General features: G+C 69.2%; 10 protein-coding genes. 5 read left to right on the top strand and 5 right to left on the bottom strand.

Annotation, left to right across the window (positions count from 1 at the left end):
- Positions 1–178 precede the first annotated feature (178 nt).
- Positions 179–400 (bottom strand): DUF7455 domain-containing protein, encoded by a 222-nt coding sequence (locus ACNQPB_RS18060; protein WP_498753798.1) that lies wholly within the window; start codon positions 398–400, stop codon positions 179–181.
- A gap of 220 nt (positions 401–620) precedes the next feature.
- Here ACNQPB_RS18060 and ACNQPB_RS18055 point away from each other — a divergent pair, with 220 nt between their 5' ends.
- Positions 621–2,729, top strand: a complete 2,109-nt coding sequence (locus tag ACNQPB_RS18055; RefSeq protein ID WP_498753797.1) for a DNA gyrase/topoisomerase IV subunit B — start codon at positions 621–623, stop codon at positions 2,727–2,729.
- A gap of 40 nt (positions 2,730–2,769) precedes the next feature.
- Here the strand turns inward: ACNQPB_RS18055 and ACNQPB_RS18050 are convergent, their stop codons facing one another.
- Positions 2,770–3,792, bottom strand: coding sequence for a M56 family metallopeptidase (locus ACNQPB_RS18050; RefSeq protein ID WP_498753796.1), 1,023 nt, complete (start codon positions 3,790–3,792; stop codon positions 2,770–2,772).
- 5 nt (positions 3,793–3,797) lie between these two features.
- Positions 3,798–4,184 (bottom strand): BlaI/MecI/CopY family transcriptional regulator, encoded by a 387-nt coding sequence (locus tag ACNQPB_RS18045; protein ID WP_498753795.1) that lies wholly within the window; start codon positions 4,182–4,184, stop codon positions 3,798–3,800.
- Between the two features lie 271 nt (positions 4,185–4,455).
- Between ACNQPB_RS18045 and ACNQPB_RS18040 the strand changes: the two genes are divergently transcribed.
- Genes ACNQPB_RS18040 through ACNQPB_RS18025 form a run of 4 tightly spaced genes read left to right on the top strand, consistent with a single transcriptional unit; the run spans position 4,456 to position 11,569 of the window.
- Positions 4,456–6,060 (top strand): cytochrome ubiquinol oxidase subunit I, encoded by a 1,605-nt coding sequence (locus ACNQPB_RS18040; RefSeq protein WP_498753794.1) that lies wholly within the window; start codon positions 4,456–4,458, stop codon positions 6,058–6,060.
- 22 nt (positions 6,061–6,082) lie between these two features.
- Positions 6,083–7,168, top strand: a complete 1,086-nt coding sequence (gene cydB, locus ACNQPB_RS18035) for a cytochrome d ubiquinol oxidase subunit II (protein ID WP_498753793.1) — start codon at positions 6,083–6,085, stop codon at positions 7,166–7,168.
- 3 nt (positions 7,169–7,171) lie between these two features.
- On the top strand, positions 7,172–10,555 hold the full coding sequence (cydD, locus tag ACNQPB_RS18030; protein ID WP_498753792.1) for a thiol reductant ABC exporter subunit CydD: 3,384 nt from the start codon (positions 7,172–7,174) through the stop codon (positions 10,553–10,555).
- Between the two features lie 9 nt (positions 10,556–10,564).
- Positions 10,565–11,569, top strand: coding sequence for a GNAT family N-acetyltransferase (locus tag ACNQPB_RS18025; RefSeq protein WP_498753791.1), 1,005 nt, complete (start codon positions 10,565–10,567; stop codon positions 11,567–11,569).
- A 3-nt stretch (positions 11,570–11,572) separates the two neighbouring features.
- Here the strand turns inward: ACNQPB_RS18025 and ACNQPB_RS18020 are convergent, their stop codons facing one another.
- Both ACNQPB_RS18020 and ACNQPB_RS18015 read right to left on the bottom strand, forming a co-directional pair.
- Positions 11,573–12,679 carry an NAD(P)H-dependent flavin oxidoreductase gene (locus tag ACNQPB_RS18020; protein WP_498753790.1) on the bottom strand — a complete coding sequence of 369 codons (1,107 nt, stop codon included), beginning with the start codon at positions 12,677–12,679 and terminating at the stop codon, positions 11,573–11,575.
- A gap of 5 nt (positions 12,680–12,684) precedes the next feature.
- Positions 12,685–13,203, bottom strand: coding sequence for a DinB family protein (locus ACNQPB_RS18015; RefSeq protein WP_498753789.1), 519 nt, complete (start codon positions 13,201–13,203; stop codon positions 12,685–12,687).
- Positions 13,204–13,223 lie beyond the last annotated feature (20 nt).

Here is a 13,223-nt window from a genome sequence, read left to right as displayed (position 1 = left end):
CGCCCCGGGGGGCGTCCCCCCCACCACCCCCCCCCCCCCCCCCGCCCCCCCCCCCCCCCCCCCCCCCCCCCCCCCCCCCCCCCCCCGGCCGCCCCCCCCCCCCCCCCCCCCCCCCCACGCCCGTTTTGTGTTTGCTTGTCCCGTGCGGCCCCCGTTCAGGGGGCCGGAGTCCTGCAGCTTAGTCGGCCGGAACGGCTTCCTTCTCGTGCAGGCGGGACGTCTCGTCGTGCCATTCAGAGGTCTTGGGACGGAGAGTCGCTTCCACTGCGCGCGCGTGGTGCCCGCAGAAAAGCAGCTCGCCACCGGAGGTCTCGAGTACAACGCGGACATACGCCTGGGCTCCGCAACGATCGCACCGGTCAGCAGCAGTGAGCGTGCGGTCTGCAACAGCTGTTGTCATGGTCGGCCTCCTTAGATAGTTCTGTAGATCCATATAAGCAGCCGGACAGGCCAAAACCCGGCAAGGAAGGGTCACGTTCGCTGTGCGCGTATCACATGTGCGTAACACCACCCGTGAGGCCACGCTCCGCGGGTGTGGCAAAACAGCCTTGGCGGGCTGGTGCGGCTAGCCTAGGAGAAGCCCTTTTTGCCGCCAGTCCAACCGAAGGAGCGCTCCGCCCGTGGCCCCGAGCTCTGAATACACCGCCCGGCACCTCTCGGTCCTTGAAGGACTCGAAGCTGTCCGCAAGCGCCCGGGTATGTACATCGGCTCCACGGACTCGCGCGGCCTCATGCACTGCCTGTGGGAAATCATCGACAACTCGGTCGATGAAGCCCTTGCCGGTTTCGGCCACGACATCAGGGTCATCTTGCACGCGGACAACTCGGTGGAAATCCACGATGACGGCCGCGGCATCCCGGTGGACGTCGAACCCAAGACGGGCCTGAGCGGGGTCGAGGTCGTCTTCACCAAGCTGCACGCCGGCGGCAAGTTCGGCGGAGGCTCCTACACGGCCTCCGGCGGCCTGCACGGTGTGGGCGCGTCCGTGGTCAACGCCCTTTCCAGCCGCCTGGACGTCCAGGTGGACCGCGGCGGCAAGACCTACCAGATGTCCTTCCGCCGCGGCGAGCCGGGACGCTTCAAGGACAGCGGCTCCAAGCCGAACCCGGCCGCCACATTCGAGCCGTTCGTCGACAACTCGGTGCTCGACGTCGTCGGCAAGGCCAAGCGCGGCGTTACCGGCACCCGCATCCGCTACTGGGCCGACCGCCAGATCTTCACCCCGGACGCCAAATTCTCCTACGAGGATCTTGCCGCCCGTGCCCGCCAGACCTCCTTCCTGATCCCGGGACTCAAGCTGACGGTGCGCGACGAGCGGCGCCTGGCCGGCACGCCGGGCGAGGACGGCCCGCACGAGGAGGTCTTCCACCACGACGGCGGCCTCTCGGAGTTCGTTGACTTCCTCGCCGCCGACACCGCCGTCACGGACATCTGGCGCCTCCACGGAGCGGGCAAGTTCAAGGAGACCGTGCCGGTCCTGGACGACAAGGGCCACAGCACCATCGCCGAGGTCGAACGCGACTGCGAAGTGGACGTCGCCTTGCGCTGGGGCATCGGCTATGACACGACCATGCGCAGCTTCGTGAACATCATTTCCACCCCCAAGGGCGGCACCCACCAGGCTGGTTTCGAGCAGGCCCTCGTGAAGACCTTCCGGAAGGCCGTCGAGTCAAACGCCCGCAAGCTCAAGGCCGGCAACGACAAGATCGAAAAGGACGACATCCTGGCCGGCCTCACCGCCGTGCTGACCGTGCGCCTGGCCGAGCCGCAGTTCGAGGGGCAGACCAAGGAAATCCTGGGCACCTCGGCCGTTCGTGCCATCGTGGCCAAGGTGGTGGAGCAGGAAATCACGGCGCGCCTGAACTCCAGTAACCGCAATGACAAGGCCCAGTCCACGCTGCTGCTGGAAAAGATCGTCAGTGAGATGAAGTCGCGCATTTCCGCGCGGGTCCACAAGGAGACGCAGCGGCGCAAGAACGCCCTGGAGACTTCCTCGATGCCCACCAAGCTGGCCGACTGCCGCACGGACGACGTCGGACGCTCCGAACTGTTCATCGTGGAAGGCGACTCGGCGCTCGGCACCGCCAAGCTCGCCCGGTCCTCGGACTTCCAGGCCTTGCTGCCCATCCGCGGCAAGATCCTGAACGTCCAGAAGGCCTCGGTGGGGGACATGCTCTCGAACGCTGAATGCGCCGCCCTCATCCAGGTGGTGGGCGCGGGTTCCGGACGCAGCTTCGACATCGATGCGGCACGGTACGGCAAGGTGATCCTGATGACCGACGCCGACGTCGACGGCGCCCACATCCGAACGCTGCTGCTCACTCTGTTCTTCCGGTACATGCGGCCCATGGTCGAGGCCGGGCGCGTCTTCGCCGCGGTGCCGCCGCTGCACCGCGTGGAGGTCATCAACCCCGGCCAGAAGGCCAACGAGATGATCTACACCTACTCGGAGGCTGAACTGCACGTGCTGCTGGCCAGGCTCGCCAAGGAAGGCAAGCGCTACAAGGAGCCGATCCAGCGTTACAAGGGCCTTGGCGAAATGGACGCCCAGCAGCTGGCGGAGACCACCATGGACCCACGGCACCGCACGCTGCGGAAGGTGGGGATTGAGCATCTGGAACAGGCCGAGCACGTCTTCGATCTGCTGATGGGCTCGGATGTCGCCCCGCGCAAGGAGTTCATCATCGACGGCGCCGCCCGCCTGGATCGCGAACGCATCGACGCCTGATTTCCCTGCGGACATTCCGCTGGGGGCGAGGTGGCCGGCGTCAGCCGAGCAGGCCCGGCACGATGAGCAGCGCCGTCGGGGCCGCCAGCAGGATGGCCGACGCCGCCAGCACCAGGGCGCGGTAGGCGGGCTTGAGCGGCGGCTCGGGGGAGAGCAGGCGGCTGACGCGGGACGCCGTCGTACGCGGTGAATCGGCGCCGCCCGTCCCGCTGAAGCTGCCCGTTCCGCTGAAGCCGCCTGTTCCGCCAAGGGTGCCGTCGCCGCCCGCCTGTCCGGGCGCGGCGAGGGCCGGCCGTGCGCCCGCGGGCCCCGCGGAGCCGCCGGCCACCAGGGCGATGGCCTTGATCAGTGTCGCCTTGCTCTCGCTGCGCAGTGCGACGTCGTCGGCCAGCATTTCGATCAGCGAGTTCACGGCGAGCTGGGCGTAGCGGGTGGTGGGGAACCAGGGCAGCGCCTGGCGCCAGGCGGCGAAGGCCCAGAGCAGCAGGTCGTGGCGCTGGCTCAGATGGGCGTTTTCGTGGATCAGCACAGCCCGCAGTTCGGCCGGCTCAAGCCGCGCCATGAGTCCGTCCGAAAGGACCGTTACGGAGCGGGCGCCGCCGGGAAGGCAGTACGCCACGGGGGAATCATGGTTGATGACCACCGTGCCCGGCCCGTCGGCGGAAGGCGAGGCCAGGAGTGCCAGCAGTTCGCGGTGGCGCCTGCGCTGGCGTTCGATCTTGACGTAGGTCAGCAGCAGGGTGAAGACGAGGTGGGCGCTGAGCAGGGCTGCGGCCGAGAGGGCGAACAGGTGCCAGAAGCCAAGCGCCGTAGTGGGCTCGTTGCGCAGGACCATGCCGGCCAGGGCGCGCAGGCCTGCGATCAAGTTGTCGCCGACCGGTTCGAGTCCGTAGACCAGCATGGCGCCGATCATCGAGAGGCCACCGGCAAGGGCGATGGCCTGCCAGAGGACCATCGCAGTGAAGGGCGCCCGGGCCGGCCAGACGGCGCGGGAAAGGAAGAGCGGTACCGGCCAGGCCAGCACCAGAGCAAGGACCGCCAGAAAGTATGAGGTCCAGAACATCGGAGCTAGTGTTCGCCGAGCAGTTTGCGCAGCGTGGCCGCTTCACTTTCGGTGACGGAGCCGATGAAACGGGCAAGCACGGCTTCGCGGTCCGGGGCAGACCCCAGGACTTCGTGCATGAGTTCAGCGGTGTGGTCTTCCCTGCTGGAGATGGCCTGGTAGCGGTGCGGGCGGGTGCCGCGTTCGCGCTCGACGAGGCCCTTCTTCTCCAGTCGGGACAGCACGGTCAGGACGGTGGTGACTGCGAGGTCCTTGCCCTGGTGGCCGGCGCTTCCGCCCCCGGCTTCCGAATCACGGGCCAGCAGGTCACGGAGCGTATTGGCGGTTGCCGCCTCCTGGCCTGCCCAGAGCAGGTCCATGACTGCCCGTTCGAGTTCGCCAAGACTTGCCATCGATACATCCCTGCTTTCCGCACCCAACAGCCGATCGGGCCATGCGGGGTGCGATGATCCAACATTCCAGTATCAAATCTAGCGCTTTTCGGGCCGTCGTTCTACATGAGGTAGAACCCACGGCGTGTCGGACCCTTGCGGGGCTCCGGTGCCGCTGGAAAAGTGGTGCGCAATGGGCGGCGATTTTGTTCTACACTGTGTAGAACAAATGGTTTTCTACGAAACGTAGAAGAAGCAGGCCGCTCTGCGGGCAGCCGGACAAAGGACAGCCATGGACGCCTTGGAAATCGCACGCTGGCAATTCGGGATCACCACCGTCTACCACTTCATGATGGTTCCGCTGACGATCGGCCTCGGGCTGGTCGTGGCCATCATCCAGACCCTCTGGTACCGCACGGGCAAGCCCGAATACCTGCGGATGACCAAGTTCTGGGGCAAGCTCTTCCTGATCAACTTCATCATGGGCGTGGCCACCGGCATCGTCCAGGAATTCCAGTTCGGCATGGCCTGGAGTGAGTACAGCCGCTTCGTGGGTGACGTCTTCGGCGCCCCGCTGGCGCTCGAAGCCCTGCTGGCGTTCTTCGTAGAGTCCACTTTCCTGGGCCTCTGGATCTTCGGCTGGAAGCAACTCAAGCGCGGCGTCCACCTCGCCTGCCTGTGGATCGCCGTCATCGGCTCGCTGTTCTCCGCCTACTTCATCATCGTGGCCAATTCCTGGATGCAGCACCCGGTGGGCGTCGAGATGATCGACGGCCGGCCCGTCATGACCGACGCCTGGGCTGTGTTTACCAACAACACCGCCCTCGTTGCCGTTCCACACACACTCTTCGGCGCCCTCGGCGTGGCCGGTGCCTTCCTGCTGGGCATCGCCTGGTACCACCTGTGGCGCCGCCGCCACGACGGGATCGACACCGTGGGCCAGGACGGCCGGCTTCTTCCCGGTAGCGCCGCCATCCCCGGCCGCGACAAGGCCGACTACACCGTGTGGATCCGTTCGCTCCGGATCGGCGCCGTCGTCGCGATGATCTCCTTTGCCGGCACCGCGTTCACCGGTGACCTGCAGGGCAAGCTCATGTTCCAGCAGCAGCCCATGAAGATGGCCGCCGCCGAGGCCGCCTGCCACGACGGCACCGGCTTCTCTGTGCTCAGCGTCGGCAACATCGGTGGCAGGAACTGCGACGATGTGGTGGCAGTGATCGAGGTGCCGGGCATCCTGTCCTTCCTGGCCAAGGGCGACTTCACCACCGAGGTCAAGGGCGTGAACAGCCTCCTTCCCGAATACCAGGAGAAGTACGGCACGCACCTGCCGGACAACCCGCTCTACGGAGACCGCGCCGGCAAGGAAATCCAGTACGTACCCGTCATGGAAGTGACCTACTGGGGCTTCCGGATGATGATCGGTTTCGGCGGGCTTGCCGCCTTTGCCGCCCTGCTGGCCCTCTGGTTCACCCGCAAGGGCGTCGTGCCGCAGTCCCGCTGGCTGATGCGCCTGGCCGTCTTCGGCATCCTCGCCCCGTTCGGAGCCAACGCGGCCGGCTGGATCTTCACCGAGATGGGCCGCCAGCCCTTCGTGGTGGCGCCGAACCCGGACCCCTCGGGCATCGACCAGGTATTCATGTTCACTGCTGCCGCCGTGTCTCCGGGAGTTTCCGCCGGCGAGCTCATCACCTCCCTTGTGGTCCTGTCCGGCATCTACGCGGTGCTGCTGGTGGTCGAGGTGCGGCTGCTGGTCAAGTACGTGCGTGGCGGTGTTGCCTCGGCGATGCCGGAGCTCGCGCATGCCACCGCGCTGGGCGGCGCGGACAAGGACAAGAAGGACGACGGCGGCACCCCGCCGTCTGCGGGCGGCGACGACGTGCTGGCCTTCGCCTACTAGGAATTGCAGAGGACTTACGGACATGGAACTGTTGCCCACCATCTGGTTCATCGCGATCGCCGTCCTGTGGACCGGCTACCTCTTCCTGGAAGGCTTCGACCTGGGCGTCGGCATGCTCATGAAGCTGTTTGCCCGCAACGACGCCGAACGCCGGGTACTGCTCAACACGGTCGGCCCGGTCTGGGACGGCAACGAGGTCTGGCTGCTCACTGCCGGCGGCGCCACCTTCGCGGCCTTCCCGCACTGGTACGCCTCCTTGTTCTCGGCCCTGTACCTGCCTTTGCTGCTGGTCCTGGTGGCCCTGATCTTCCGCGCCGTGGCCTTCGAATACCGCGGCAAGGTGGACTCCGAACGCTGGCGGGCCGGCTGGGACTGGGCCATCGCGCTCGGCTCCTTCTTCGCCGCCTTCGGCGTCGGCGCCGCCCTGGCGCTGACCACCACCGGTCTGCCGCTGAACGCCAACGGCGACCGCGACGGCGGCCCTTTCGCCTGGTTCAACGGGTACGCGGTGCTGGGCGGTCTCGCCGTCGTCGCCTTCGCCCTGGTGCACGCACTCGCCTTCCTTGCCCTGAAGAGCGACGGCGAGGTGCGGCACCGCGCCCGCCGCACCTTCGTGCGCTGGGTTCCGCTCGCCGCACTGCCGATGCTCGCCTGGTCCTTCGCCGTGCAGCTGATCGCCGGCAAGCCGTGGACCTGGGCGCTCATCGCTCTGGCTGTGGGTGCTGCGGCCGCAGCCTGGTGGCAGGCGTCCAGGGGCCGCGAAGGCCGGCCGTTCATGGCGCTCGCCCTGTTCATCGCGGCTTCCGCGGCCTCGATCTTCGGGGCGGCCTACCCGGTGGTGCTGCCGTCCACGCTGAACCCGGCATTCAACCTGACCGTGGCAAACGCCTCCTCTTCGGACTACACGCTGGGACTGATGAGCATGGTGGCTGCCTTCGGGCTGCCGCTGGTGATTGCCTACCAGGCATGGACTTACTGGGTGTTCCGCCGCCGGGTCAGCGTCGACCACATCCCGGCCGCCCACGGCTTCCTGCCGGCCATCGCCTCCAAGGTGCTCGCCGGTGCGGACGGCGCCGATGCGGGGCATGCCGGGAAGGGCGGCCGGTAGGGGATGAAGCCCGCACTGCCCTCCGGCCCGGCCACCCGCTCCGCGCTCTATCTGCTGGGCCTGCTCGCGGCGCTCAAGGCGTTGTCCTTGGTGCTGCTGGCCCAGGCCATCGCCTCGCTCCTGGCCGGCCTCGCCGGCGGAAGCGGGGACTGGCGCGAACAGCTGGTTTGGGGCGTCGCCGGCGCGGTGCTGCGGGCCGCCACCACGTGGGGCCAGGGTGTCGCCGCGCGGCGCGCTGCGCTCGGAGTCAAGGAGGAACTGCGGGCCAAGCTCCTGGAGCACGCCCTTGGCGGCGCGGGAACCGGTGGCAGCAAGTCACTGACTGACGGAGGCCTGGCGGTCCTGGCCACGCGCGGCCTGAACGCCCTGGACAACTACTACACCCAGTTCCTGCCGGCCTTGGTCAACTGCGCGGCCATCCCGTTGCTGCTCGGTGCCCGGATCCTGTTCGCGGACTGGGTAAGCGCCGTGGTGATCATCCTGACCCTGCCCTTGGTCCCCCTGTTCATGGTGCTGATCGGCAAGCACACGGAAGAGCACGTCCGCGATGCGCAGGCGACCCTCCGGCGCCTGTCCAACCACATCCTGGAATTGGCCAAAGGCCTGCCCGTGCTGGTGGGCCTGGGCCGCGCCGCCGAACAGCGTGCTGCCCTCGAAGACCTTTCCACGGAATACCGGTCCCGCACCATGGGGACGTTGCGTACGGCGTTCCTGTCCGCGCTGGCCTTGGAACTGATCGCCACGATTTCGGTCGCCGTGGTGGCGGTGTTCATCGGAGTCCGGCTGGTCGCGGGCGACATGGGCCTGGAAGCTGGCCTGCTCGCCCTCATCCTTGCCCCCGATTGCTACCTGCCGCTGCGCGAACTCGGCACCGCGCACCACGCCAGCGAAGAAGGACGCGAAGCGCTCGCCACGACCGGCGCCGCCCTGGACATCCCGGCGGGGCGCCGCTTCGGCGCTGAAACGGGCGGGAGCATCCCGGACGGAACCGCAGCTGCGCTCGCTGTCCGCAACCTCACGGTGCGTTATGCCGGGCGCCTGCACGACGCCGTCGGGCCCCTCGACTTCGAAGCACCCGCCGGGCTTGTCACCGCGCTCTCCCGCCCCAGCGGAAGCGGGAAGAGCACCGTACTCGGCGTGCTGGCCGGGACGGTCAGGGACGGCTCGGCCGCCGGCGATAGCGGGACGGCGGTGCGGGGGACACTCAGCGGGCCCGACGCCGCCAAGCTGGCGTGGGTGCCGCAGCACCCGGCGATGGTGGCTGACACAGTGCTGGCCGAGGTGCGGCTGTACCTTGGGGAGGGGGCCGCCGATACGACGGCACTGGACTGCCTGGAGCGGGTAGCTGCCGCGCATCTGGCGCGCAAGCACCCCGCCGAACTCAGTCCGGGCGAGCTGCGGCGCGTGGCGGTGGCCCGAGGCCTGGCCCGGCTCGAGGCGGGCGCCACGGTGCTGCTGCTCGATGAACCCACCGCGCACCTGGACTGCGTCACGGCCGATGCCGTACGCGCTGCGATCGCCGGCCTGCGCGGCAAGGCAACGGTGATCCTCGTGGCCCACGACGCCGCGACCCGCGGCCTCGCGGACCATGTGGTGGAGCTGGCACCTTCGGGCGCGGGCTCCGGCACACCGGAGGCACCCGCAACGGAGGCACCTGCAACGGTGGCACCTGCGATGGAAGCGGCACACGCCGCTGCACCGGCGGCGGACCCCGTACCGGGGGAGCCAAGCGGACCCGGCGGCCCCGGCCCGGTGCGGGGGCTGGCACGGATCCTCGCGCCGCTGGGGTTCCGCTTTACCGGGGCCGTGCTGCTGGCTGCGCTGGCAGCGCTTTTCGCGGTCGCGCTCTCCGGCCTGTCCGGCTGGCTGATCATCCGCGCCAGCGAACAGCCGCCCATCCTCTACCTGCTGGGCGCGATCGTCGGGGTCAGGTTCTTCGGCATCGGCCGTGCCGTGCTGCGCTATTGCGAACGGCTCGTGGTCCACGACCTGGTCTTCGAAGCCATGACCCGCCTGCGGGGTGCGCTCTGGGCCTCGCTCAGCCATCGTGCCCTGTCCCTGCGCCGGCTCCTGAGCGGAGGCAACGTCCTGGGGACGGTGGTGGACGACGTCGACACCCTCCGCGACCTCATCCCGCGCGTCGTCCTTCCGCCGCTTTCAGCGCTCGCCGTGGCAGCCGCGGCGATTACCGCCACTGCGATGTTGCTCCCGGCGGCCCTGCCCGCCGTCGTCGTGACCGCGTTGGCGGCCCTGCTGCTCGCCCCGCTGGCGGCACTTGTCGCGGACCGCAACGCGGCCCGCGCCGAACAGCAGCTGCGCTCCCTCGTGCTGCGCGACGTCGCCGCGGCGCTGGATGCGCGCGCCGAACTGGGCGCCAACGGGGTGGCGGGAACCGTGCGGGGTTCCCTCGCGGCCCGGGACCGCGCCGCCACCGGGGCCGCCCGCCGTGCTGCCTGGGCCGAGGGCCTCGGGCAAGGGATCGGCGTCCTGGCATGCACCTTGGGCGCCCTCGCCGCCGGCCTGGCAGGTGCCGGGCAGGTACAGGCCGGAAGCTCCGCTGCTGCTGTGCTGGCCGTGATCGTGCTGATGCAGCTGGCATTGGCCGAGCCTTTCGGCGCTGTGGTTCCCGCGGTCCGCCAGGCGCCGGCGCTAGCCGCGGTGTTGCGGCGGATTGCCGCAACGGGCGGACTGGACGAGGTTGCGGAAACAGGCCTCATCGCCGTTCCGGGGCTGCCGGGGAACAGTGCCGGCCTCGAACTGCGCGGCCTGGAAGCCCGCTGGCCGGGCGGCGAGCCGGTGTTCAGCGGGATCGACGCCGACGCCGGACCCGGCCGTTGGCTCGCCGTCACCGGGCCGTCCGGCGCAGGCAAGTCCACCCTCCTGTCCGTGTTGCTGGGCTTCCTGCCGCCGTCGGCGGGCACGGCCAAGCTGGGCGGCAAGGCGGCCTGGTGCCCGCAGGAGGCCCACCTCTTCGACTCGACGATCCGCGGCAACCTTCTCCTGGCCCGCCCGGCCGGGGAGAAACCGGACGAAACACAGATGCGCCAGGCGCTGGCCGCCGTCGGGCTGTCCACCCTTGTGGCGGCCCTGCCTGACGGGCTGGACAGCAGGATCGGGCCTTCCGGCTCCTTCCTGAGCGGGGGCGAACGCACGCGCCTGGCCATGGCGCGCACCCTTCTCAGCGGTGCGGACGTCCTGCTGCTCGACGAGCCCACAGCGCATCTCGACGCCGGCACCGCCGCCGTCATGATGGCCGAACTGCGCGCCGGGCTGCGGGACCACACTGTGGTGCTGGTGACCCACAACCCCGCAGACATCCGCCCCGGCGACGAACGCCTGGAGCTCGCGGCCGGAAGGACGCTGGCGAAGCCTGCTACCGCTCAGTAGCCTAGGGGAATGATCGAGCCTTCCGTGCATCTTCCCGATCCTGTTCCGCTTCCCGACCCGCAGGTTACCGGCCTCCAGTGGCGTGCTGCGGGAACCGCCGACGTCGAAGCCTGGGCCGCCCTCATAGCCCGCACCGCGGCGGTGGAGCAGCCAGTCTGGTACGAAAGGGTCCCTGACCTGGAACAGATCCTGGATTCGAGCAAGAACGACCCCGCGGTGGATACCGTGCTGGGCATTGACGTCGGCGCCGTGCCCCGCGCCTACGGCAGAATCGCCAAGAATCCCGACGGCGACAAGGCGATCGGTTTTGCCTGCGTGGACCCCGGGTGGCAGCGCAGGGGAATCGGCTCCGCCATCCTAGCGTGGCAGGAGGGGCGCACCCGTCGCCGTTTCGCTGCCGAGGGTGGCGAGCCCCGGCTGCGCCTGTTCATGGAAGAGAAGATGCTGCACCAGTCCACCCTGTTCCGCGCCCGGGGCTTCGACGTGGTGCGCTGGTACAACGAGATGCACCGGCCGTTGGACGGCGTCCTGCCGGAGGTTTCGCTGGCACCCGGACTGGAACTGCTCACCCTGGAGCCAGGGCTGCACGAAGCCGTGCGGCTCGCCCACAACGACGCCTTCCGGGACCACTGGGGGAGTGAGCCGCGGGACGAGGAAGCCTGGCGCTTCGTCACGGAGGATCCGCTCCACCGGCAGGACCTCAGCACCGTCGTGCGGGACGCCGCCACCGGGGACATCGCCGGCTACCAGATCGCCACCTTCGACCCCGATGCCGCAACTGCCCGCGGTTACAAGGAGGGCTACACCGAACTTTTGGGCGTGCGGCGGCAGTACCGCGGCCGCGGGGTGGCGAGCAGCCTCCTGGCCGACGCGATGCACCGCTTCCTGGCCGCAGGCATGGACGTGGCGTCACTCGATGTGGACTCGGAGAACCCGACCGGTGCCTTGGCTCTGTACCTGAAAATGGGCTACACCGCGGTCGATCGCCGGATGGCCTGGGACAAGGTGCTTTAGGGCTTATTGCGGGCCGCGGCTGAGCCGCCCGAGCACCTCATCGGCCTCCGCAATGATCCGCTCCACCAGGCGCCCGGCGTCGTACTCCCCGGCAGCACGCTTTCCGGAGGCACCGATCAGGGGGCTCGCCTGGCCTGCCCACAGGGACATCAGCCCGGTGTTGCCGCGCTTCCCGGCCTCCGGCCGGAATTTCCCGGTCAGCCAGTTCTGCACCGGGAACGGCGCATGGAGAGACGGGTCCGGCAGCTCCCGGATGATCCGGTTGGGGATGCCGCGGGCGAGTCTGCCGCTCAGGGCCCGGGTGAGGACGGTGTGCGATGTGGCCGGGCCGCGGAGCACCTCGCGGTAGGCGGGGACGGCGGCGGACTGTTCCGTGGCGAGGAACGCCGAGCCGATCTGCACCGCATCGGCGCCGAGGGCCAGCGCGGCAGCAAGGCCGCGGCCGTCGGCGATGCCGCCCGCCGCGACGACCGGAACGGACACGGCGTCGGCCACCTGCGGAACCAGGGCCATCGTCCCGACCAGGGACTCCTCGGCGGGACGCAGGAAGGACACCCGGTGCCCGCCCGCTTCCATACCGGTGGCCACCACCGCGTCCACCCCGCCGTCGGCCAGCGCCACAGCTTCCTCCACCGTGGTGGCAGTCCCGACGACGGCGATTCCGTTCCGGCGGGCGGCCTCCACCACCGCTGGCGAGGGCACGCCGAAGACGAAGCTGAGCACGGCAGGCCGCGCCTCGATGGCCGCGGCGATCTGTTCGTCCGGATCGGGCAGCCAGGCATCGGGCTGTTCCGGAAGCTCAAGTCCGAGCTCTTCGAAGTAAGGACGCAGCACCTCGCGCCAGGCCTCGAACTGTGCGGCGTCCGGCCGCGGCTCCTCTTCGCCGGGGATGGGCAGCCAGAGATTCAGGGCGAAGGGCGCGGCGGTGGCCACCTTGAGTGCCGCGGCCGTTGCGCTGATGAGGGCCGGTTCATAGCCGTACAGGCCGAAGGAGCCCAGCCCGCCGGCGTTGCTGACGGCAGCGGCGAGCTCCACCGAGGAGACGCCGCCGAACGGTCCAAGGACGATCGGCAGCCGGGTGCCGAACAGCCGGGTGGCAGGGGTCTCCATGCCGCTCAGCCGTTCACGTCGTGCAGGTGGTGGGCGACGTCGTGCATGAAGTAGCGCGAAAAGGTGAGCACCGTGAACTCCGAGCCGTTGCTCCGGGTGCCGGTGCGGGGCCACTGGCCTTCCATGACGCTGGCGAAGGACGCCGCCACGCGACGGCCCTCCGACTCCAGTTCCGCGGCCACGGCGGCTGGATCAGAGGTGGCATAGCCGCCGTCGATGGCTGCCTGGTCCTGATCCCAGTTGGCGAAGCGGGCGTCGTGTTCGTCCAGCATGAGGTGCAGCCGCTGGTCGAAGAGACTGAAGACGTCCCGCACGTGGCATGCATATTCCAGCGGGGACCAGGTGCTGCTGTCCGGGCGGAGCGCCGCGCCGGGGCGCTCCAGGACGCTCCGCCAGCGCGGCAGCATGTCCAGGACTGCGCCGGAAACCGATGCGGGGTTGACCGTGGCGGGCTCGAACCCGCACTCCGGGCAGGGCTTGTGAAGGACCCAGGTCCAGTCTTTGTCATCGGGAATGATCGGCATCCGGCCAGTCTAAAGCCCGC

The organism is Curtobacterium sp. LFS079, from assembly GCF_047977865.1.
GTDB lineage: Bacteria > Actinomycetota > Actinomycetes > Actinomycetales > Micrococcaceae > Arthrobacter.
Note: the sequence above shows the minus strand (reverse complement) of the source record. Positions and strands in the feature narration are given on the sequence as shown.

Coding starts and splice junctions, on each gene's coding strand:
- ACNQPB_RS18060 (WP_498753798.1), bottom strand. CDS start 400: ATGACAACAGCTGTTGCAGACCGCACGCTCACTGCTGCTGACCGGTGC.
- ACNQPB_RS18050 (WP_498753796.1), bottom strand. CDS start 3,792: ATGTTCTGGACCTCATACTTTCTGGCGGTCCTTGCTCTGGTGCTGGCC.
- ACNQPB_RS18045 (WP_498753795.1), bottom strand. CDS start 4,184: ATGGCAAGTCTTGGCGAACTCGAACGGGCAGTCATGGACCTGCTCTGG.
- ACNQPB_RS18040 (WP_498753794.1), top strand. CDS start 4,456: ATGGACGCCTTGGAAATCGCACGCTGGCAATTCGGGATCACCACCGTC.
- cydB (WP_498753793.1), top strand. CDS start 6,083: ATGGAACTGTTGCCCACCATCTGGTTCATCGCGATCGCCGTCCTGTGG.
- cydD (WP_498753792.1), top strand. CDS start 7,172: ATGAAGCCCGCACTGCCCTCCGGCCCGGCCACCCGCTCCGCGCTCTAT.
- ACNQPB_RS18025 (WP_498753791.1), top strand. CDS start 10,565: ATGATCGAGCCTTCCGTGCATCTTCCCGATCCTGTTCCGCTTCCCGAC.
- ACNQPB_RS18020 (WP_498753790.1), bottom strand. CDS start 12,679: ATGGAGACCCCTGCCACCCGGCTGTTCGGCACCCGGCTGCCGATCGTC.
- ACNQPB_RS18015 (WP_498753789.1), bottom strand. CDS start 13,203: ATGCCGATCATTCCCGATGACAAAGACTGGACCTGGGTCCTTCACAAG.